Source organism: Paraconexibacter sp. (assembly GCF_059438195.1).
Genome location: NZ_JBLKKY010000018.1, coordinates 1 through 20,387 on the forward strand (window position 1 = coordinate 1; position 20,387 = coordinate 20,387).

The window sequence follows — 20,387 nt, forward strand, 5'->3', positions numbered from 1 at the left end:
CTAGGTGTAGTTCCTGAGCACGTTGTTCATCCGGTCCTCCTTGGAGGCTGGTGGTTCTCTAAGCCCCAGTCCCAAGGAGTTCCGGATGAAGTTGCACGGTAACGCCGCGCTCAGTCTGAAAGGTCGTCGGCGGATGGTCGCCGCGGTCGTCGATGAGGGCCGGTCGGTCACGGAGGCCGCCGAGGCGGCCGGAGTGAGCGACCGGACCTGCTCGAAGTGGGTCCGTCGCTTCCGGGCTGAAGGAGATGCCGGTCTGCTGGATCGGTCCAGCGCCCCGCAGCGGGTGCACAACCGCACCGATGAGCAGCTCGTTCAGCTCCTCGCGGGGCTGCGGAAGCTGCGGTTCACCGCGCCGGAGCTTGCCGATCTGCTCGAGATGCCGGTCTCGACGATCAGCGGGATCCTCAAGCGCATCGGGATGGGCAAGCTCGGCCGGCTCGGGATGGAGCCCGCGGTCCGCTACGAACGCCAGCGTCCCGGAGAGCTCGTCCACATCGACGTCAAGAAGCTCGGCCGGATCCAGGGCGGCGCCGGGAAACGGATCACGGGCGGACAAGGCCGCAACGGCCGTCGCCAGCGCACCGATGCCGCCGGGGTCCGCCGAAACACGAGAGGCTGGGAGGCCGTTCACGTCGCGATCGACGACGCGACGCGCCTTGCTTACGTCGAAGTGCTCCCCGACGAGAAGGCCACGACCGCGATCGGGTTCCTGCGCCGCGCCGTCGCGTTCTACGAGCGCCACGGCATCACCGTCGAGCGTCTCATGACCGACAACGGCTCCCCCTACCGCTCCGCTGCGCACGCCGTCGCCTGCCGCGCGCTCGGCCTGCGCCATCTGCGCACCCGGCCCTACCGCCCGCAGACCAACGGCAAGGCCGAGCGGTTCATCCGCACCATGCTCGGCGGCTGGGCCTACGGCGCGATCTACGCCTCAAGCGACGAACGCACCGCAGCCCTTGACGGATGGCTCTGGCACTACAACCATCACCGCCGACACTCAGCCATCGGCCGACAACCACCCGTCCAACGGCTGAACAACCTGCTCGGGACTTACACCTAGGCGCGCCGGCGCGCATCTGCGACGAGCGTCATCCCGCCAGGGCGGGCCACCCGTAGGCTGAGGGACGACCCCGTCCCGACCCAGGAGAACCCGCCCTCATGAAGGTGACCGTCACCGGCGCGACCGGACTCATCGGCACGAAGCTCGTCGAGGCGCTCCGCGCCCGTGGCGACGAGGTGACCGTGCTGTCCCGCTCCCCCGAGAAGGCGAGGGAGAGCCTCGGCGTCGAGGCTCACGCGTGGGACCCGAAGAGCGAGCCGGCGCCCGCGGAGGCCCTCCGCGGACGCGATGCGGTCGTCCACCTCGCGGGCGCGCCCGTCGCGCAGCGCTGGAACGACGAGCGCAAGCGCGAGATCCTCGAGAGCCGCGAGCTCGGCACGCGGAACCTCGTCGCCGGGATCGCCGCGGTCGAGGAGGGGCCGCGGACCCTCGTGTCCTCCTCGGCGGTCGGCTACTACGGGAAGCACGGCGACGAGCGGGTGCCGGAGTCCACCCCGGCCGGCGACGACTTCCTCTCCGACGTCTGCGTGCGCTGGGAGCGCGAGGCGCTCGCCGCCGAGGACCACGGCCTGCGGGTCGTCGTCGTGCGCACCGGGGTCGTCCTCGATCCCGACGGCGGCGCGCTCAAGACGATGCTGCCGCCCTTCAAGGCCGGCGTCGGCGGCCCGGTCGCCGGCGGCGACCAGTACATGCCGTGGATCCACGTCGACGACATCGTCGGCCTCTACCTCAAGGCGCTCGACGATCCGCAGTGGACCGGTCCGGTCAACGGCAGCGCGCCCGAGCCCGTGACGAACAAGGAGTTCTCGAAGACCCTCGGCTCGGTCCTCAAGCGTCCCGCGTTCGCCCCCGTCCCCGCCTTCGCGCTGCGGATCCTCTACGGCGACATGGCGGAGATCGTCACCGAGGGCCAGCGGGCGGTCCCCGAGAAGCCGCTCGCCGGCGGCTACGAGTTCAAGCACCCGGAGCTGCGACCGGCGCTCGCGGACGCGCTCGGGAAGTCCTGAGCGCGGGCGGGTCGGCGCGCGGCGGTACGCGCGGGCGCGCGACGGTCCTCTGAGCTCTCGCCTCCGCCTCCGGCTCCGGCTCGGACGCCGCTTCAGAGGACCGTCGCACGCCCGCGCTGCTCGTCGGGCGGCGGCGCCCCGGGGCGTCGTCCGGTCGCGCGGGACGCGCAGGCCGGCCGTGTGGCGTTCCGGCGACACCGAGCGTCGCTCGGACGCCGCACCACCTCACGGATACGCACGTGGGGAGAAATCGGGACGCGCCTGCGGCGCGTCCCGATGAGACCGGCCACCCGAGTCCTCGGAGTGCACGACGTACCGTCGCCATGTGCTCACACTCGCCGAGAAGGGCGGGCGATTGCTGGTCGAGACGTCACGCAGGCCGCCAGGCCTAGGCGGCATCGCGCCCTGCCACCGGGATGTTCACAGTCGTGACGTTCTCTTCCGCCTGCGCGATCCGGAACGCCTCGTCGATCCCCTTGCGACGCCGGTGCGACCGCTCGAACGCTGCGCGCTCGTAGCCCTCGAAGAGGTGCGGTGAGAGCGCGATGAGTCGCTGCGACACATGGGGCGGCGTGATCCGGGGCCGGTGCATCCACATGACCTCGGCCTGCGCCACGGTCCCGTGGTTCACCTGACGGAGCGCCGAGGACGAGAGCTTCGAGACGGGGATGTCCTTTTCTGGGATGTCGACCCACGACATGAGGACGACGTGACGCGAGTCCAGCGGCACGCGGACCTCGACGACGCTCGCGAGCCCCAGGGCAGGGATGGGCTCCGGGATCCCTCGGTTATCGATGGCCACGAGGACGATCGGGTGGTCCGACGTCACGATTCGCGGCGAGCTACTGCGCAGGAGCGTCCAGTGCATCGAAGCGAAGACGGCGGAGAAGACCTGTGCCTGGCGGGTCATCTGCGTCGCGATGCTCTGGTCGGATGCAAGGTGGTTGCAGACCTGACGCCACTTCTCGGGCGGGAGTGCGTCACCGAGCGCTCGCCCCTCGATCTCGAGTTGCTGAGCGAGAAGCTCCCGATAGAGCGATCGCCAGTAGGGGCCGCGGACGGCCTGCAGCCCAAAGAGCTGGGCGAGGGCGAAGCGCTCATCGCCCGTGAGCGGCCACCTCTTCGCGGCGGTGGCCGCGACGGGGAGGAACTGACTCTCCGCCCCCGCCAGTACCTCCTCGACGGTCGTGTCGCGACCGGCGCGGGTCGCGATCACGTAGAAGTTCTTCCGGACCGCTGCATGCGTGGTGGCGATCCTCCGTCGCTCACCCGTGCCTACGAAGTGTGCGTCGAGCTGACCGTCGACCGCGAACAGGTCGAGCCATCCTCGCGGGACGATGTGATTCCGGGCGTAGCCTGCCATCGCGATTTCCTTGCCGATGGTAGGCCGAGGGTCGGAGGTCTCATGGTGGCTTCGGTGGGTTCTCTGCCGGCGCACCCGGAACACTGACCATGCAGCGAACGGATGACCTTCTGACGACGCGGAGCGTCGCTGGAACGCCACACGTGCCACCGACACGGTGGCGCTGCCACCCCGCACCCCAGCAAGGACGGGGGCGCGGGGACCACGCGCGTCGACGTCGAGCGGGAGCGGACGTCCCCCGGAGCGGCGTCGCAGAACGGCCGGAGGCCGGACTGCGGAGCGCAGGGGGATGTCCGCTCCCGCTCAGACCACCCGCTCAGACCACCCGCTCACTCGGCCGCAGCAGCCGGCTCACGCACGCGCAGCACGCCCGCCGCCGAGTACGCCTCGGCCTCGTCCAGCGTCTCGCAGCGCAGGAGCTCGCGGACGAGGGAGTCGAGCTTGTCGCGGTTCTCGGTGAGGAGGATCGTCACGTCGTGGTGGGCCTCGTCGACGATGCGGCGGACCTCCTGGTCGACGAGCTCCTGCGTCGCCTCCGAGACGGGGCTCGCCCCCGGCAGCAGCATCCCCTCGGCCTGGCGCGCCTCGACGGCGATCGGGCCGAGGGCCTCGCTCATGCCCCACCGCGTCACCATGCCGCGCGCGATGTTCGTGAGCATCTGGATGTCGGACTCGGCGCCGGCGGTGATCTTCCCGTAGACGACCTCCTCGGCGACGCGGCCGCCGAGCGCGACGAGGATCTTCGAGCGCAGGTACGCCTCGTCGTAGTTGTAGACGTCGCTCTCGGGCGCGGAGACCGTGACGCCGAGCGCCTGGCCGCGAGGGATGATCGACACCTTGCGGACCGGGTCGGCGCCCGCGGTGAGCATGCCGACGAGCGCGTGGCCCGCCTCGTGGTAGGCCGTGCGCTCGCGGTCCTCGTCGCTCATGACGACGCCGCGCTCGGTGCCGAGCATGATCTTCTCGAGCGCCTCCGTGAAGTCCGAGGTCCTCACGCGCTCGTGGTCGCGGCGCGCCGCGATGAGCGCCGCCTCGTTGACGAGGTTCGCGAGATCCGCGCCGACCATCCCCGGCGTCGAGGCGGCGATCGCGTCGAGATCGGCGTTCTCATCGAGCGGCACCGAGCGGGTGTGGACCTCGAGGATCGCGCGGCGGCCGTTGACGTCCGGGGAGCTGATCTCGACCCGCCGGTCGAAGCGGCCGGCACGGAGGAGCGCCGGGTCGAGCACGTCGGGGCGGTTCGTCGCCGCGAGGACGACGACCCCCGAGGTCGGGTCGAAGCCGTCCATCTCCGTGAGGATCTGGTTGAGCGTCTGCTCGCGTTCGTCGTGGCCGCCGCCGCCGAACCCGTTGTTCCCCGAGCGCGAGCGGCCGATCGCGTCGATCTCGTCGATGAAGATGATCGTCGGGGCGGCCTCCTTCGCCTGCTCGAAGAGGTCGCGGACGCGGCTCGCGCCGACGCCGACGATCATCTCGATGAACTCGGAGGCCGACGCGCTGAAGAACGCGGCGTTCGCCTCGCCGGCGGTCGCGCGGGCGAGCAGCGTCTTGCCGGTGCCGGGCGAGCCGCTCAGCAGGACCCCCTTCGGCACCTTCGCCCCGAGCTTCTTGTAGCGGTCGGGGTTGCGCAGCATGTCGACGACCTCGGAGAGCTCGCGCTTCACCTCGTCGATGCCGGCGACGTCGTCGAAGGTCGTGCGGACCGTCTCCTCCTGGACGCGCTTGGCCTTCGACCGGCCGAACGTGCCCATCGGCCCGCCCTGGCCGGCCATGCGGCGGAAGAAGTAGACGATGAGCGCGATGAGGAGGATCGTCGGCAGCAGCGAGATGAGGAAGCTCGCGAAGAGGGAGCGGCCCTGATCCGGCGGCTCGGCGTTCACCTCGACGTTCTCGGACACGAGGAGGCCCGAGAGCTCGTCGTCGTTCGCGAAGGTGGGCACCTCGGTCGTGAAGCTCGTCGTCGGGCCGACGTCGTCGCCCGGCGGGTCGACCTCCTTCTTGAAGTCGCCGCTGATCGTCTCGCCCTTCGAGGCGATGGACTCGACGTTGCCCTCCCGCAGCTCGGTGAGGAACGTCGGCGTGTACGAGATCCGGCCGGGCTTGTCGCCGCCGGGCAGCAGCGTCGCGAGGAAGAAGTTGAGCGCGAGGAGGACGAGCAGGATCGTGAAGAAGCGCTGCCACGACATCCCGCTCTTCATCGGGCCCTTCGGCGGCGGACCGCCGCGACCGTCCGGCGCGGGGCTCACGCGCCATGGGGGCTTCTCGGGCTCGTTGCCCGGGCGCTCCCGCTGGGGACCGCGCCGCTGACCGGCGCCGTCGTTCGTCGGGCTCGGGCGGTGGGTCGCCGGGCTCGGACCGTGGGGAGAAGGGCCGGTGTCGCTCATCTGCTCACCGCATGGTACGCAGACGACATACGGTTCCGATCAGGATCTCGTGCGAGCCGTCACTCGAGCTCGAGGACGCGGTCGAACGCGAGCGTCCCCGCCTCGACGCGACTCGCGCCGTAGAACGGGAGCGTCGTGTCGCCGTTCGCGTCGATCGAGTACTTGCCGAGGACGGACTCGCGGTCGGCGATCCGGAAGAAGGCGTCCGTCACCGCGATGCGGTTGTTGCCGCGGTCACCGGCGTTCTGGATCGCCGTGAGGACGACCTTCATCGCCTCGTAGCCGTAGAGCGCCCACGGGTCGGGCGCGACGCCGGCCCGCGCGGTGAGCGTCTCGAAGACCTCCGCGGAGGACCCCGGGTAGGAGTCCACCGGATACGTGGGGTGCGTGAAGCGGACCACGTCGCCTGCCATCCCGAGAGACCGCGCGAACCGCTGCTCGTGGAGGGCGTCGGGGAGGAAGACCGAGATCTCGCGATCCGCGGTCCGCACGTCGCGGACGAGCTGCGCGACGTCGCTCTCGAGCGTCGCGCCGACGAACACGCAGTCGGCCTCCGCGAGCACGACGTCGGAGGCGAGCTGGCGGAACTCGGAGTCGTCGCCGTCGAACGACTCGTTCGCGACGACGTCGATGTCCTCGTTCCTCGACGACTCCGTGACGGCGTCCGCGAGGCTGCGGCCGTAGGGGGTCGAGTCCTTGAGGACGTAGAGCCGCTCGCAGCCCTCCTCCTCCTGGAAGGTCGCCTGCGCCTGGGCCTGGCGGTGGTCGGGCGGCATGATGCGCCCGAACGTCCGGCGACCGGCCGGGTAGTACTTGTCGGGCTCGCCCTTCCCGGCGTGATCGGCGCGCGTGAGGCCGATCGCACGGTCACCTGGCGAGACCTGGAGCACGCCCGCCTGGTTCATGAGCGGGATCGAGATCGCCGACGCGTTGTTCTCGAGCTCGCCGAGGTACGCGATCGTCGTGCGGTCCTTGATCGCACGACGCGCGTTGCCGGCCACCTGCTCCGGCTCCCATCCCTCGCCGTCCGGCGTCGAGGAGTCGAGGCTCACGAACTTCACGGTGAAGCGGCCGACGCGGCCGCCCGCCTCGTTGAGCGCGAGCTTCATCCCCGCGATCGCCGCCTGGCTGCGCGCGCGGTCCGGACCTTGGAGCGGCGCGCTCGAGTAGACCGTGAGGCTGTCGGAGCCGACGTTGCCGAGCGCCTCGTCGTCGTCATCGCCGCCGCAGCCGGCCACGGCGAGTGACAGGGCAGCGACGAGTGCCAGTGGAAGTGCTCGCAAAGGGGACCGGGGTCGAAGTCGGGGACCGCCGCCACGGCGGCCGGGAACGGCGACTCTACCGCGCGCGGCCGGGCGCACGCAGCGGTGCGATCGTCAGGTCTTGTGCTGGTTGCCGGGGACGAAGCGGCCGGCGATGCGCCCCATCGAGGCGATGAGGACGATGACGATGCTGATCATGATCGCGTCGATCGCCTTCACGTCGATCGACCAGAGCGCGAGCCAGATCGCGAGGGCGGCGGTGGTGGCGAGGACGAGTCCCATGGGGCCAGAATATCCCAGCGAGGTCCCGTCAGGCCTCGAGCCCCGTGGCCAGCTCCTCGACGACGGCGCGGACGGCCGCGGCGGGGTCGTCGGCCTCCTGGGCGGCCCGCACGAGACGGCTGCCGACGATCACGCCGTCGGCGCCCGCGTCGGCCGCCTCGCGGGCCTGCTGCGCGGTCCCGATGCCGAACCCGAGCGCGACGGGGACGTCCGTCGCCCCCTTCGCGCGGGTGACGATCTCGGCGAAGCGCTGTGAGAGCGCCGCCCGCTCGCCGGTCGTCCCGGTGACCGACACGGTGTAGAGGAACCCGCGGGCCCGCGCGCCGATCCGGGCGAGGCGCTCGTCCGGCGTCGTCGGCGCGACGAGGGGCACGAGCGCGACCCCGGCCGCATCGCAGGCGTCGAGGACCTGCGGGGCCTCCTCGAGCGGGAGGTCGGGCACGATGAGCCCGCTCGCACCCGCGGCCGCCAGGCGCGAGGCGAACGCCTCCGGGCCCCGCGCGAGAACGAGGTTCGCGTAGCACATGACCACCACCGGGACCCGCGGAGCGAGGCTCTCGCAGACGCCGAGGACGTCGTCGACGGTGGCGCCCGCCTCGAGCGCGGCGGTGCCCGCGGCGTGGATGACCGGGCCGTCGGCGAGGGGGTCGCTGAACGGCACTCCGAGCTCGATGAGGTCGGCGCCGCCGTCCACGTACGCGTGCCCGATCCGGGCGCTCGTCTCCACGTCAGGGAAGCCGCCCATGAGGTAGGGCATGAGCGCCGCGCGACGACCGTGCCCGGCGAAGGCGGCCGCGATCCGCTCGGCGCCCTTGTTCGCGGGGCGCGTCTCGGTGCTCATGCCTCCTCCTCGGCGGCCGGGCGGCGGAGGGCGTCCGGGCCCTCGCGCTCCTTCAGCTGGGCGATGACCTCGGCGAGGTCCTTGTCGCCGCGGCCGGAGAGCGCGACGACGTCGAGCGTCGACTCCGAGGGCTCGCGCAGGACGTAGTGGAGAGCGTGGCTCGGCTCGAGCGCCGGGATGATCCCCTCGAGGCGCGCGACGTCGCGGAACGCGTGCAGCGCGTCGTCGTCGGAGACCGCGACGTAGGTCGCGCGGCCGGACTCGCGCAGCCACGCGTGCTCGGGCCCCGACCCGGGGTAGTCGAGCCCGGCGCTGATCGAGTGCGCCTCGCCGATCTGCCCCTCGTCGTCCTGCATGATGAGGCTGAGCGAGCCGTGGAGGACGCCTGGGCGCCCGCCGACGGTGAGCGGCGCGCCGTGACGGCCGCTCTCGAGCCCCTCCCCGGCGGCCTCGACGCCGATGAGCGCGACGTCGGCGTCGTCGACGAAGGCCGCGAACGTCCCGATCGCGTTCGAGCCGCCGCCGACGCACGCGACGACCCGGTCGGGCAGCCGCCCCTCGCGCTCGAGGACCTGGGCGCGCGCCTCGTCGCCGATGAGCCGCTGGAGGTCCCGGACGATGACCGGGTAGGGCGCCGGGCCGACGGCCGAGCCGATGATGTAGTGCGTGTCGGCGACGTTCGTCACCCAGTCGCGGATCGCCTCGCTCACCGCCTCCTTCAAGGTCCGCGCCCCCGCCCGCACGGGCTCGACGGTCGCGCCCAGGAGCTCCATCCGCTCGACGTTGGGGCGCTGCCGGCGGATGTCCTCCTCGCCCATGTAGACGACGCAGTCGAGGTCGAGGAGGGCGCAGGCGGTCGCGCTCGCCACCCCGTGCTGTCCCGCGCCGGTCTCGGCGATGATCCGCCGCTTGCCCATCCGCTTCGCGAGCAGCGCCTGTCCGACGGCGTTGTTGATCTTGTGCGCGCCGGTGTGGTTGAGGTCCTCGCGCTTGAGGTAGATCGTGCGCCCGGCGAGCGCGCTGAGCCGCTCGGCGAGGTAGAGCGGCGTGGGACGACCCACGTAGTCCCGCAGGAGGCGGTCGAGCTCGGCGGCGTAGCCCGCGTCCTGACGCGCCGCGACCCACGCGGTCTCGAGCTCGGCGAGCGCGGGCATGAGGGTCTCGGGGACGTACTGGCCCCCGAAGGGGCCGAAGCGGTGCTCGACGGACGCGACGTGGCTCATCGGACGCGCGCCTCCTCCGCGCCGGCGACCTCGGAGCCGGCGGCGTGGGCGGAGGCGATGAACGCCTCGACGCGACCGTGGTCCTTCACGCCGGGCGCCGACTCGACGCCGCTCGCGACGTCGACCGCGAACGGCCGCACGGCGCGGACCGCGTCACCGACGGTCTCGGGCCGCAGGCCGCCCGAGAGGATGAGCGGCGTCGGCGAGCGGCGGTCGGCGACGAGCGCGTGGTCGAAGGCCTGACCGGTCCCGCCGGGGACCCCGTCGACGTGTGCGTCAAGGAGGTGGAAGTCCGTGTGGAAGGGCTCGAGCGCCTGGACGTCGCCGCGGTCGCGGACCCGGGCCGCCTTGATGACCTTCGCTCCGGTGCGGCGGGCGACCTCGGCGCAGAACGACGGCCCCTCGGAGCCGTGGAGCTGGACCATCGTGAGACCGACGCCCTCCACGGTCCCGACGACCTCGTCGAGCGTCGCGTCGACGAAGACGCCCGCGATCTCGACGCGCCGCCGCAGACGGCGCGCGATCGACTCCGCCTCGGGGAGGGCGCAGGCTCTCGCCGAGCCCGGCCACATGACGACGCCGACCGCCCAGGCACCGGCCTCGGCGGCGTGCTCGGCGTCGGCGAGGCGGGTGACCCCGCAGATCTTCACGCGCGGCTGACTCACCCGACCATCGTACGGCTTCGCGCCTCGCTGCCCGGCACGGGCCGGCGCTGCGGGACGCTCAGCCGAGGACCTGCTCGTCGGGACGCGAGCCGAGCTTCACGGTCGCCTTGTCCCGCTTGCCGTCCCGGAAGAACTCGACCTCGATCTCGTCGCCCGGCTTGTCGTCCTCGATCGCGGCGGCGATGTCGTCCGAGGAGCGGACGGCCTGACCGTCGAGCTTCACGATGATGTCGCCCCCGAGCTGGATCGGGCCGTCGGTGAGCTGGGCGCTGATCGCGCCGCCGCGCAGGCCCGCCTCGTCGGCCGGGCTGCCCTGCTCGACGGTCTGCACGAGGGCGCCGCGCTCGGCGGAGAGGTCGAGCGCCTCGAGCGAGCCGTCGATCGTGAGGGTCGTGATGCCGAGGTACGCGCGGTCGACGCGGCCGGTCTCCTCGAGCTGCGGGAGGATCCTCTTCGCGGTGTCGATCGGGACCGCGAAGCCGATCCCGACGTTCCCGGACGAGCCGCCCGTCTGGATCTGCGAGTTGATGCCGATGACCCGGCCGGCGCCGTCGATGAGCGGACCGCCGGAGTTGCCGGGGTTGATCGCCGCGTCGGTCTGGATGACGTCGGTGATCGCGAAGTCGTTCGGGGCGCGGATCTCGCGCTGGAGGGCGCTCACGACGCCGGTCGTGAGCGTGCGATCGAGTCCGAAGGGGTTGCCGATCGCGATGACCGGGTCGCCGACCTGCACGTCCTTCGAGCTGCCGAGGGCGAGCGGCGTGAGGTCGAGGCCGTCGGGATCGATCTCGAGGAGCGCGAGGTCCGTCGAGATGTCCTTGCCGACGACGCGGGCGTCGACGGTCTTCTTGTCCTCGAACTGGACGGACACCTTCACCGCCCCGTCGATGACGTGCGCGTTCGTGAGGATCTTGCCGTCCTCGTCGATGACGAAGCCCGAGCCCGTCGAGAGGCTCTCGCGCGCCGTCGGGATCCCGAAGTCGAACGGCGACTCGGTCTGCTGGACGACCTGGGCGCGGATGAAGACGACGCCGGGAGCGTCGCGCTCGTAGATCTCGCGGGGCGTGAGGGCACGCGCGTCGCCGCCGTCGGTCACGCGCGCGCGGCCGTTGGCGTTCTCGAACGGCGCCTGCTGGACGACGGTCGTCGTCCCGCCGCCTCCGCCGACGTCGAAGATCGCGACGGTGCCGACGGCGAGACCGGCGCCGAGGACGGCCGACGCGAGAGCGACGGGCAGGAGCTTGTTCCTCATGAGGACATCGTGCGGTCGCGGTCTGAGCCCGGAGTGAACGGCGCCTGAAGCGCGACTAAAGCGACGTTCCCCGGCCCCGGCGGTCAACCGTAGCGGAGAGCCCGGGCGGCGCCCGCCGGTCGCCCCCGGCGGCGAGGATCAGGGTGCCGGCGGCGCGACGGTGAGGGCGCGACAGGCGGCCTCGGGGTCGTCGGAGCGCATGAGCCCCTCGCCGACGAGGACGGCGTCGACGCCGACGCGCTCGAGGTCGTCGAGCTGATCGCGGGTGTGGAGCCCCGACTCGGAGACGACGAGCTTGCCCGCCGGGATGTCGGAGAGCAGCTCGTAGGTGCGCTCGACGTCGACCGAGAAGTCCGTGAGGTCGCGGTTGTTGATGCCGATGAGGTCGGCGTCGACGACGTCGAGCGCGCGCTCGAGCTCCTCGCGGTCGTGGACCTCGACGAGGACGTCGAGGTCGAGCTCGCGGGCGGCCGTGTGGAGGCGGAGGAGGCGCTTGTCGTCGAGCGCGGCGACGATGAGGAGGATCGCGTCCGCGCCGGCGACCGCCGACTCGACGACCTGGTAGCGCTTCACGACGAAGTCCTTGCGCAGGACGGGGAGCCCGGACGCCCGGCGCGCCTCGCGGAGGTCGTCGAGCGAGCCGCCGAAGTTCGCCTCCTCGGTGAGGATCGAGAGCGCCGCCGCGCCGCCGCGCTCGTAGGCGGAGACGACGTCGGCGACCGTCGCGCCCTCGCGGATCGTCCCGGCGGACGGCGAGCGGCGCTTGTGCTCGGCGATGACGGCGATGCCGGGACGCGTGAGCGCCTCCGCGAACGGCCGGCCGTCCTCCCTGCGGTCGAGCTGCGCCTCGAGCGCGCTCATCGGCACGTCCTTCTGGCGGCGCTTCACCGCGTCCTTCGTCTCGTCGACGATGCGTTCCAGGACGTTCACGACTCGGCTCCTCCGAGCTCCTGCGAGAGGGCGACGTAGCGGTCGAGGGCGTCGGCGGCGGCGCCGGAGTCGACGGCCTCCGCGGCGGCGGCGACGCCCGAGACGAGGTCGTCGCAGCGGCCGGCCGCGTAGATCGCGGCCCCGGCGTTGACGAGCGCGAGATCGCGCGCCGGGTGCCCGGCCCCGTGCTCGCCGGCGAGGATCGCCCGCGTCGTCGCGGCGTTCTCGTCGGGCGGCCCGGCGGGCACGAGGTGCGGCTCGACGCGCTCGACCCCGAGCTCCTCGGGGGTGATGTCGTAGCGCAGGAGGCTGCCCCCGCCGACCTCGACGACGTGCGTCGCACCGGAGGTCGAGATCTCGTCGAGGCCGTCGGCGGACGAGACGAGGAGGGCCCTGTCGACCCCGAGCCGCTCGAGCGCTCCGGCCATCACGTCGAGCATACCCGCGTCGCTGACGCCGATGAGCTGACGCCGCGCCCCCGCCGGGTTGGTGAGCGGCCCCAGGACGTTGAAGATCGTGCGGACCGCGAGCTCCTTGCGGACGGGCACGACGTGGCGCATGGCGGCGTGGTGCGCCGGGGCGAACATGAAGCCGAAGCCGACCTCGTCGATGCAGCGCGCGACCGCGGCCGGTGCGAGGTCGATGCGGGCGCCGAGCGCCTCCAGCACGTCGGCGGAGCCGGAGAGGCCCGTCGCCGACCGGTTGCCGTGCTTCGCGAGCGCGCAGCCCGCCCCCGCCGCGATGAGGGCCGCCGTCGTGGAGACGTTGAACGTCGGGCGCCCGCCGCCCGTCCCCGCGGTGTCCACGAGGTCGTCGCGGCCGGTCTCGACCGCCGTCGCGAGCTCGCGCATCGTGCGCGCGAGGCCCGCGACCTCGTCGACCGTCTCGCCCTTCACCCGCAGCGCGACGAGGAACGCGGCCGTCTGCGCGTCCGAGACCTCGCCGGCCATGATCTCGGCGAGGACGGCGCCGGCCTCGTCGAGCGTGAGGTCGCGGCGGGCGGCGAGCGCGTCGATCGCCGCGGTGAGGACGTCGTTCGGCATCGGAGGTCGCGGCAGCGTATCGGGATCTGCGGTCCTTCTCCGCTGTCGCGTGTTGAGCCGTCACGGGCGCCCGCGGCAGTCTGCACGCGGATGTCCCCCCTCCCCCGCGAGATGCAGCTTCGTGACCGCGGCGGTCACGTTCCTGCATCTCGCGGGGCGTGGCGGCGGGCCGGCGCGCGAGCGACGCAGCAAGCCGGCCGAGCGGCGGACCGGCAGCTCATCGAGGAGGGCCTCACCCGACCGATGGTGCGCCGGGCCGCGCGGGAGGGCCGCATCCTTCCGCGGCCGGGGAAGGTCTGGGCGATCGGGCACGTCGCCGTCTGCGCGGACGCACGCTGGCACGAGGCGCTGCTCGCCGTCCCCGGCGCGGTCCTGTCCCATCGCAGCGCAGCCGTCCTGTGGGGACTGCTCCCGGACGACCGGGGCCCCGTCCATCTCGTCGCGCCGCACCGGCACGTCCGCGTCGCCGGCGTCGTCATGATCTCGACTCGCTGGAGCCTCGGCGCGACGTCCGCCGCCGCCGCGGTCTCGCCGTCGTGGAGCCGATGCGAGCGATCCAGACCCTCGCCGCGGTCGCGCCGCCTCCCGTCGTCGCGGCCGCGATCGACGAGGCGGACGTCAAGGGCTGGCTGCACACGGCGGCGGTCGAGCGTCTCCTCCATCTCGTCCACGGGAGGCGAGGCGCGAGAGCCGTCCGCGCCGCGCTCGCCGACAGGGACCTCGGCCGCGGGATCCCGCGCAGCCGGCTCGAGCGCCGCTGGCGCCGCTTCGCGCGCGAGTGGGCGCTGCCGCGGTACGAGCGCGGGACGCACGTCGACATCGGCGGCGGCGAGCTGCGGGAGTGCGACGTCGTGTTCCCGGAGGCCGACCTCGGCGTCGAGCTCGACGGCGGCCGGGTCCACGGCACGCGCAAGGCCCGCCGGCGCGACCGGCGCCGCGACCGCCGGCTCGCCGCCGGCGGACGGGTCACGCTGCGGGTCGCGTGGGAGGACATGGTCGACCCGATCCTCGAGCGCGAGCTCGCCGAGGACGTCCTCCGTCTCCTCGGCCTCGACGAGCGCGCCGATGCGATCCGCGAGCACCGCGAGCACCCTGTCCGGCGGCGCCGCTGACGTCGCGAGATGCAGCTTCGTGACCGCGGCGGTCACGTTCCTGCATCTCGCGGGTCAGGGGCCGGCGAGGAACGTCGCGAGCATCTCCTTGCCCGAGTGCGTGAGGACGGACTCCGGGTGGAACTGGACGCCCTCGGCGGGCAGCTCGCGATGGCGCAGGCCCATGAGCACGCCGCCGCCGTGCGCGGTGGGCTCGAGGCAGTCGGGGAGCGTCTCCTCCGGGACGACGAGCGAGTGGTAGCGCCCGACGACGAGCGGGTTCGGGAGGCCCGTGTAGATCGAGCGGCCGTCGTGCACGATCTCGGTCGTCTTGCCGTGGACGGGGACGTGCCGGATCACCTCGCCGCCGAACGCCTGCGCCATGGACTGGTGGCCGAGGCAGACGCCGAGCGTCGGGATGCCGGCCTCGGGGAAGCGGCGCACGGCCTCCACGGAGACGCCCGCCTCGTCGGGCGTGCACGGCCCCGGCGAGACGACGACGCGATCGGGCGCGCGCTCCAGCAGCGCCTCGATCGGCTCGACGTCGTTGCGGACGACCTCGATGTCCGCGCCGAGCTCGCCGAGGAACTGGACGAGGTTGTAGGTGAAGGAGTCGTAGTTGTCGATGACGAGGACGCGGGTCATGGCGTTCCTAGGCCCAGTCCGGCTGACGGGCGGCGAGAGCGATCGCGGCCTGGACGCCGCGGGCCTTGTTGACGGACTCCTCGTACTCGTAGTCGGGCTTCGCGTCGGCGACGGTCCCCCCGCCGGCCTGGACGTGCGCCCGGCCGTCCTTCATGACGACGGTCCGGATGTGGATGCAGGTGTCGAGGTCGCCGGTGTAGCTGAGCCAGCCGATCGCGCCGCCGTAGCCGCCGCGCTTCACGGGCTCGAGCTCATCGATGATCTCCATCGCGCGCACCTTCGGGGCGCCCGAGAGCGTGCCGGCGGGCAGGACCGAGCGCAGGGCGTCCATCGCGCCGATGCCCTCCCGCAGCGTCCCCGAGACGTTCGAGACGATGTGCATGACGTGCGAGTAGGTCTCGACGACCATGAAGCGGTCGACCTCGACGGTCCCGTACTCGCACACGCGGCCGAGGTCGTTGCGGCCGAGGTCCACGAGCATGACGTGCTCGGCGCGCTCCTTCTCGTCCTCGAGGAGGTCCTCGGCGATCGCGATGTCGTCCCGCGCCGTCTCCCCCCGCGGACGGGTCCCGGCGATCGGGCGCGTCGAGACGTGCCGGCCGCTGACGGTGAGCAGCGGCTCCGGCGAGGCGCCCGCCACCTGGAAGTCGACGAAGTCGAGGAAGTACATGTACGGCGACGGGTTGACGACGCGCAGGCCGCGGTACACGCTGAACGGGTCGATGTCGATGTCGGCCGACCAGCGCTGGGACGGGACGACCTGGAAGGCGTCGCCGGCGTGGATGTACTCGACGATCCGCCCCACCATCCCCTCGAACTCCGAGCGCTCGAGGTTCGAGGCGAAGGCCGGGGGCTCCCGCGGCGGATGCGCCTCCGGCGCGGGCACGGGCCCGGCGAGGCGCTCGCGCACCTCGGCGATCGTCCGCCGCGCCTCGGCGTCGCGCGCGCCGACGTCCTCCCCCTCGCCCGCGAAGACGTTCGCGAGGATCGTGATCGTGTGCTTGAGGTGGTCGAAGACGACGAGGACGTCCGAGAGCATCAGCGCCATGTCCGGCAGCCCGATGACGTCCTCGTTCGGCTCGCCGAGCGTCGTCTCGACCGTCCGCACGAGGTCGTAGCCGAAGTAGCCGACCGCCCCGCCGGCGAAGGGCGGCAGGTCCTCGAACTGGGCCTGGGAGTGACGCTCGACCGCCTCGGCCGCGAGTCGGTACGGGTCCCCCTCGTCCCCGAGCGACCAGCGCAGCACCGAGCGCGGGCGCACGCCGATGAAGCTGTAGCGGCCGACGCGCTGGCCCTGCTCGGCGCTCTCGAGGAGGAAGGACGGCGAGTCAGGCCGGTCGCCGCGGAGCTTGAGGAACGCGGAGACCGGCGTCTCGCAGTCGTCGATGAACGTGTGACGCAGCGGGACGAGGTTGTGATCGCGCGCGAGCTCGCGGACGACGTCCGGGCCCGGCTCGATCGTCAGCGCGCCGCCGGCCTCAGCGCCGTCGGCCACGCAGCACCTCCTGGGCGTCGGCGAGGCTCCGGTCGCGCCCGTGGAGGAGCACGAGGAGGTGGTAGAGGACGTCGGCGGCCTCCGAGTCGACGCGCTCGTCGCTCTCCTCCCGGGCGGCGCGGGCCACCTCCTCCGCCTCCTCCATGACCTTCTCGCCGATGTGCGGCGGGTCGTCGAGGAGCGCGACGGTGTAGGACCCCTCGGGGCGCTCCGCCTTGCGCTGGGCGAGCGTGCGCTCGAGCGCGGGCAGCACCTCGTGCGGCGCGAGCGGCTCCGTCTCGCCCTGGAAGAAGCACGTCCGCTCGCCGGTGTGGCAGGCCGGGCCGGCCGGCTCGACGAGCGCGAGGAGCGCGTCGCCGTCGCAGTCGAGGCGCAGGGCCCGGACCTTCTGGACGTTCCCGGACGTCGCGCCCTTGTGCCAGAGCTCGTCGCGCGAGCGGCTCCAGAGATGGAGCTCACCGGTCTCCCGGGTCTTCGCGACCGCCTCCGCGTTCGCGTAGGCGAGGGTGAGGACCTCCCCCGTCGTCCAGTCCTGGATGACGACGGGGACGAGGCCGCGCTCGTCGTAGGCGATGTCCACCCGCGGCAGTCTAGGACGCGCCCGTCCGCGGGGCGGTCACCGGCTCGGCGGGAGGATCCGCAGGAGGCGGTCGTCCTCGGCGATCGGGTCGCCGCGGCCGTCGGTGTTCGACGTGAGCGCCCAGATCGCGCCGTCGGGCGCCTCGGCGACGGCGCGCAGGCGCCCGAGCTCGCCGGCGAGAAGCGTCTCGTCGCCGCCCGCGACGCCGTCGTCGTCGATCTCGATGCGGCGAATCTGCTCGCCGACGAGGCCCGCGACGAGGAAGTCGCCCTTCCACGGCGTGCCGCCGCGGGTCACGAACGTCGCGCCCGAGGGGGCGATCGACTCCTCGTAGACCTCGATCGGCGCGGTGAAGTCCCCGTGGTCGGCGCCGACGACGAGCGGCCAGCCGTAGTTCTCGCCCTTCCTGATGACGTTGACCTCGTCGTTGCCGACCGGCCCGTGCTCGGTCGCGACGAGCCGGTCGGTGCCGGGCTGCCAGTCGAGGCCCTGCGGGTTGCGGTGGCCGATCGAGACGACCTCCGGGTCGGCCGGGCCGTCCCCGCGCGCCTGCGCGAGGTCGAGCCTCAAGATCTTCCCGTTGCGCGAGCCCTCGTCCTGCGCGAGACCCTCGTTCCCGGCGTCGCCCGTGGGGACGTAGAGCCGGTCGTCGGGCCCGAAGCGCAGGCGGCCCGAGTCGTGGATCGGCCCGACCTCGATCCCGTCGAGGATCGTCGCCTCGCGTCGCACGTCGTCGCCGTCGAGCCGGTAGCGATCGACGCGGGTCTCGTCCGAGGCGGTGAGGTAGAGGTAGACGAAGCCGTTGTCCTCGAAGGCGGGGTCGGTCTCGACGCCGAGGAGACCGCCCTCGCCGACCGAGACGACGTCCTCGACGTCGGCGAGCGGCTCGTCGCGGACCTCCCCGCCGGCGCTCACGAGCCGCAGCCGTCCGGGGCGCTCGGTGAGCAGCGCCCGGCCGTCCGGGAGGAAGGCGAGGTCCCACGGGACGTCGAGGTTCGTCGCGAGCGTCTCGACCTGCGGTGTCGAGCCGTCGGCGCGCGCGGGGCCGTCCCCGTCGGTCGGCGACGGCGGCGCCGCCGTCGTCTCCGGCCGCGGCGGGGACGTCGCGGCACCGGGGGCCTCGTCGTCGGAGTCGCCGCACCCGGCGAGCAGCGCGGCGGAGGCGAGGAGGGCGACGAGGCGTCCGGAGGTCATGTGAGCGGGCTACCCGGATCGGGCGAGGACGCGCCGGGGACCGGCGCGGCGACGCTCGCGCGGGGCGCCGTCGGCGGGCGGCGGGGCCTGATCGAGGTACCAGCCGAACGCCCGGTCGCAGATGGGCCGGCGGCCGACGAGCTTCAGCACGAGGTGGAGGGCGCGCGGCGGCAGCGCCGGGACGATCCGCTGGAGGAGGAGCGCCCGGCGGAACGCGGGCGCGTGGGCGGCGCTGAACGCCGCGTAGCGCCGCAGCGCCTCGGTCCTCCCCTGCCGGCCCTCGACGACCGCGCGGATCTCGGCCCCGGCGGCGAGGCCGAAGTGCATCGCGGTGCGGATGCCCTCGCCGGAGAGCGGGAAGCAGTGGCCGGCGCTGTCGCCGGCGAAGAAGACGCCATCGCCGGTCGCGTCGCGCAGACGGTGCGGGAACCAGTTGCCCTGGTAGCGCTCGCGGTCCTCGTCGAGGCGCTCTGCGAGGCGGACGGTGGGCTCGCGGACGTGCTCGCGCGGGTCGTAGCTGCCGACGCCGATCCGCGCCTCCTCCCCCGCGGGGACGCACCAGCCGTAGCCGCGGCGGACGAAGTCGCGCTCGACCCACACGTCGAGCGCGTCGCCGCGCGGCGCGACGCGGTGCGGGTGCACCTCGAGGCCGCGTGAGAGGGGAGCGTCCGGAGGCTGGTAGGGCGAGCGCTCCGCGGGCGCGGCGGCGAGCACGCGGCGCCACCCGAGCGCGTCGACGACGAGCGGCGCCCGGATCGGGCCGCGATCGGTGTGGACGACGTGGTCGGCCTCGCCCCCGCGGTGCGACGCCCGCCCCTCGACCTTCGCGCACGCGAAGCGGGCGTCGGACTGCGCGAACAGCAGCTCGCAGAGGCGCCGGTAGTCGAATGCCGACCAGCTCCACGGCAGCCGGTAGCGGTGCGTCCCGTGCGGGGTCGTGAACGTCATGTGGGGCAGCTCCTGCAGGATCGCGTCCTGCAGCCCGAGCGCCTCGAGCCACGGCGTCGGCGCCGCGCAGGCGCTCGTCGCGCGCTCCCCGATCTCGTAGCGGTCGACGACGAGGACGTCCGCGCCGCTGCCCGCGAGCGCCCGGGCGACCGCGAGCCCGGCGAAGCTCGCCCCGCACACGAGGACGTCGGGCCGCTCGCCCTCGAGCGGCCGGCGCTCGGGGCGCGCCGTCGTGCGGCGGACCGTCACGCGACGCCCCTCAACCCGCTGACGCCCGCGACGGCGACCTCCCAGGGGCCCAGGCTCGGCCGCCCGCCGAGGACGTCGTAGCCGAGCCGCTCGACGCGGTCGAGCACCCGCACGTACACGGAGCGCGCGAGCCGGACGCCCGGGCGCACCGACGGCGAGAGCTCGCGATGGAGCCCGTCCGTCGCGGCGAAGAGGCGGCGGGCGCGGTCCACCTCGCCCGCGATCCGCTCGCGGAACGGGTCGCTCGCGACCCCGAGCGCGAGATCGGACTCGGCGAGACCCGGGAGGTAGACCCGGTCGAGCACCCAGTCCTCCTCGACGTCGCGGATGAAGTTCGTGAGCTGGAAGGCGACGCCGAGCGCGGCGACGTCCTCGTGACGGTCGGCCGGCGCGCCGATGAGCGGCGCCATGATCCGACCGACGGTCGCCGCGCTGCCCTCCGTGTAGCGGTCGAGCTCCACCCCGCTGCCCAGGCGGACGGGGCCGCAGTCGACGCGCATGCTGTCCATGTAGACCGCCAGCCGCTGCAGCGGGAGCGCGTGGCGCGGGCCGGCGTCGACGAGCGCCGCGATGACGGGATGCGGCGAGCGGCCGTCGCGGAGGCCCTCGTCGAGCGCGCGCTGCCACGCGTCGAGGGCGAGACGGCGCCGCTCGGGAGGCGCGTCGCGCAGGGGCCCGGGTCCGTCGACGATCTCGTCGGCCCCCCTGAGGAAGCCGTACAGTGCGTGGACGGCCGGACGCCTGTCCGCCGGCAGACAGCGCGTCGCGGCGTAGAAGGTCGGGTCGTGGCGACGCTGCATCCGCCGGCAACGCGCGTAGGCGCGACGCAGCTCCACCCTCTCGTTCACCCGATCGTCCACCTCACCTGCGCTT

At 73.2% G+C, this 20,387-nt stretch carries 19 protein-coding genes; 3 read left to right on the forward strand and 16 right to left on the reverse strand.

The window, feature by feature from the left end:
- Positions 1 to 85 precede the first annotated feature (85 nt).
- Both ACME2J_RS08400 and ACME2J_RS08405 read left to right on the forward strand, forming a co-directional pair.
- Entirely contained in the window at positions 86 to 1,060 is a 975-nt protein-coding gene (locus ACME2J_RS08400) for an IS481 family transposase (RefSeq protein ID WP_495544446.1), read from the forward strand.
- A 98-nt stretch (positions 1,061 to 1,158) separates the two neighbouring features.
- Positions 1,159 to 2,067: a TIGR01777 family oxidoreductase gene (locus ACME2J_RS08405; protein ID WP_495544447.1), complete on the forward strand. Its 909-nt coding sequence runs from the start codon at positions 1,159 to 1,161 to the stop codon at positions 2,065 to 2,067.
- A 388-nt stretch (positions 2,068 to 2,455) separates the two neighbouring features.
- Here ACME2J_RS08405 and ACME2J_RS08410 read toward each other — a convergent pair whose 3' ends face one another.
- The 10 genes from ACME2J_RS08410 to trpD form a co-directional block, all read right to left on the reverse strand.
- Positions 2,456 to 3,430: a DUF4238 domain-containing protein gene (locus ACME2J_RS08410; protein ID WP_495544448.1), complete on the reverse strand. Its 975-nt coding sequence runs from the start codon at positions 3,428 to 3,430 to the stop codon at positions 2,456 to 2,458.
- A gap of 329 nt (positions 3,431 to 3,759) precedes the next feature.
- A complete protein-coding gene (gene ftsH / locus ACME2J_RS08415) occupies positions 3,760 to 5,814 on the reverse strand; it encodes an ATP-dependent zinc metalloprotease FtsH (protein WP_495544449.1) in 2,055 nt (684 codons plus the stop codon).
- 59 nt (positions 5,815 to 5,873) lie between these two features.
- Positions 5,874 to 7,052, reverse strand: a complete 1,179-nt coding sequence (locus ACME2J_RS08420) for a branched-chain amino acid ABC transporter substrate-binding protein (RefSeq protein ID WP_495544450.1) — start codon at positions 7,050 to 7,052, stop codon at positions 5,874 to 5,876.
- Between the two features lie 138 nt (positions 7,053 to 7,190).
- Positions 7,191 to 7,358, reverse strand: a complete 168-nt coding sequence (locus tag ACME2J_RS08425) for a hypothetical protein (RefSeq protein WP_495544451.1) — start codon at positions 7,356 to 7,358, stop codon at positions 7,191 to 7,193.
- 28 nt (positions 7,359 to 7,386) lie between these two features.
- Entirely contained in the window at positions 7,387 to 8,199 is an 813-nt protein-coding gene (gene trpA, locus ACME2J_RS08430) for a tryptophan synthase subunit alpha (RefSeq protein WP_495544452.1), read from the reverse strand.
- Positions 8,196 to 9,422, reverse strand: a complete 1,227-nt coding sequence (gene trpB, locus ACME2J_RS08435; RefSeq protein WP_495544453.1) for a tryptophan synthase subunit beta — start codon at positions 9,420 to 9,422, stop codon at positions 8,196 to 8,198. The genes trpA and trpB overlap by 4 nt, the downstream gene beginning before the upstream one ends.
- Positions 9,419 to 10,087: a phosphoribosylanthranilate isomerase gene (locus tag ACME2J_RS08440; RefSeq protein WP_495544454.1), complete on the reverse strand. Its 669-nt coding sequence runs from the start codon at positions 10,085 to 10,087 to the stop codon at positions 9,419 to 9,421. The genes trpB and ACME2J_RS08440 overlap by 4 nt, the downstream gene beginning before the upstream one ends.
- A 58-nt stretch (positions 10,088 to 10,145) precedes the next feature.
- Entirely contained in the window at positions 10,146 to 11,339 is a 1,194-nt protein-coding gene (locus ACME2J_RS08445) for a S1C family serine protease (RefSeq protein WP_495544455.1), read from the reverse strand.
- 138 nt (positions 11,340 to 11,477) lie between these two features.
- Positions 11,478 to 12,269 (reverse strand): indole-3-glycerol phosphate synthase TrpC, encoded by a 792-nt coding sequence (gene trpC / locus ACME2J_RS08450; protein ID WP_495544456.1) that lies wholly within the window; start codon positions 12,267 to 12,269, stop codon positions 11,478 to 11,480.
- Positions 12,266 to 13,312 carry an anthranilate phosphoribosyltransferase gene (gene trpD / locus ACME2J_RS08455; protein ID WP_495544457.1) on the reverse strand — a complete coding sequence of 349 codons (1,047 nt, stop codon included), beginning with the start codon at positions 13,310 to 13,312 and terminating at the stop codon, positions 12,266 to 12,268. Before trpD ends, trpC begins: the two co-directional genes overlap by 4 nt.
- A 545-nt stretch (positions 13,313 to 13,857) precedes the next feature.
- On the opposite strand from trpD, the gene ACME2J_RS08460 reads away from it, so the two are divergent.
- A complete protein-coding gene (locus ACME2J_RS08460) occupies positions 13,858 to 14,424 on the forward strand; it encodes a hypothetical protein (RefSeq protein ID WP_495544458.1) in 567 nt (188 codons plus the stop codon).
- 54 nt (positions 14,425 to 14,478) lie between these two features.
- Here ACME2J_RS08460 and ACME2J_RS08465 read toward each other — a convergent pair whose 3' ends face one another.
- Genes ACME2J_RS08465 through ACME2J_RS08490 form a run of 6 tightly spaced genes read right to left on the reverse strand, consistent with a single transcriptional unit; the run spans position 14,479 to position 20,362 of the window.
- Positions 14,479 to 15,048, reverse strand: coding sequence for an anthranilate synthase component II (locus tag ACME2J_RS08465; RefSeq protein ID WP_495544459.1), 570 nt, complete (start codon positions 15,046 to 15,048; stop codon positions 14,479 to 14,481).
- Positions 15,049 to 15,055: 7 nt separating this feature from the next.
- Positions 15,056 to 16,543: an anthranilate synthase component I gene (gene trpE, locus ACME2J_RS08470; protein ID WP_495544460.1), complete on the reverse strand. Its 1,488-nt coding sequence runs from the start codon at positions 16,541 to 16,543 to the stop codon at positions 15,056 to 15,058.
- Complete coding sequence (gene hisIE, locus ACME2J_RS08475) at positions 16,527 to 17,123, reverse strand: bifunctional phosphoribosyl-AMP cyclohydrolase/phosphoribosyl-ATP diphosphatase HisIE (protein ID WP_495544461.1); 597 nt, start codon at positions 17,121 to 17,123, stop codon at positions 16,527 to 16,529. Before hisIE ends, trpE begins: the two co-directional genes overlap by 17 nt.
- A gap of 36 nt (positions 17,124 to 17,159) precedes the next feature.
- Complete coding sequence (locus tag ACME2J_RS08480; protein ID WP_495544462.1) at positions 17,160 to 18,317, reverse strand: PQQ-dependent sugar dehydrogenase; 1,158 nt, start codon at positions 18,315 to 18,317, stop codon at positions 17,160 to 17,162.
- Between the two features lie 9 nt (positions 18,318 to 18,326).
- Positions 18,327 to 19,514 carry an NAD(P)/FAD-dependent oxidoreductase gene (locus ACME2J_RS08485; RefSeq protein WP_495544463.1) on the reverse strand — a complete coding sequence of 396 codons (1,188 nt, stop codon included), beginning with the start codon at positions 19,512 to 19,514 and terminating at the stop codon, positions 18,327 to 18,329.
- Positions 19,511 to 20,362, reverse strand: a complete 852-nt coding sequence (locus ACME2J_RS08490) for a phytoene/squalene synthase family protein (protein WP_495544464.1) — start codon at positions 20,360 to 20,362, stop codon at positions 19,511 to 19,513. The genes ACME2J_RS08485 and ACME2J_RS08490 overlap by 4 nt, the downstream gene beginning before the upstream one ends.
- Between the last annotated feature and the right edge of the window lie 25 nt (positions 20,363 to 20,387).

Bases quoted from the DNA above. Each gene is read 5' to 3' on its own strand.
- ACME2J_RS08480 (WP_495544462.1), bottom strand. From the start codon at position 18,317: ATGACCTCCGGACGCCTCGTCGCCCTCCTCGCCTCCGCCGCGCTGCTC.
- ACME2J_RS08445 (WP_495544455.1), bottom strand. From the start codon at position 11,339: ATGAGGAACAAGCTCCTGCCCGTCGCTCTCGCGTCGGCCGTCCTCGGC.
- ACME2J_RS08425 (WP_495544451.1), bottom strand. From the start codon at position 7,358: ATGGGACTCGTCCTCGCCACCACCGCCGCCCTCGCGATCTGGCTCGCG.
- ACME2J_RS08465 (WP_495544459.1), bottom strand. From the start codon at position 15,048: ATGACCCGCGTCCTCGTCATCGACAACTACGACTCCTTCACCTACAAC.
- trpD (WP_495544457.1), bottom strand. From the start codon at position 13,312: ATGCCGAACGACGTCCTCACCGCGGCGATCGACGCGCTCGCCGCCCGC.
- ACME2J_RS08410 (WP_495544448.1), bottom strand. From the start codon at position 3,430: ATGGCAGGCTACGCCCGGAATCACATCGTCCCGCGAGGATGGCTCGAC.
- ACME2J_RS08460 (WP_495544458.1), top strand. From the start codon at position 13,858: ATGCGAGCGATCCAGACCCTCGCCGCGGTCGCGCCGCCTCCCGTCGTC.
- ACME2J_RS08400 (WP_495544446.1), top strand. From the start codon at position 86: ATGAAGTTGCACGGTAACGCCGCGCTCAGTCTGAAAGGTCGTCGGCGG.
- ftsH (WP_495544449.1), bottom strand. From the start codon at position 5,814: ATGAGCGACACCGGCCCTTCTCCCCACGGTCCGAGCCCGGCGACCCAC.
- ACME2J_RS08405 (WP_495544447.1), top strand. From the start codon at position 1,159: ATGAAGGTGACCGTCACCGGCGCGACCGGACTCATCGGCACGAAGCTC.
- trpB (WP_495544453.1), bottom strand. From the start codon at position 9,422: ATGAGCCACGTCGCGTCCGTCGAGCACCGCTTCGGCCCCTTCGGGGGC.
- trpA (WP_495544452.1), bottom strand. From the start codon at position 8,199: ATGAGCACCGAGACGCGCCCCGCGAACAAGGGCGCCGAGCGGATCGCG.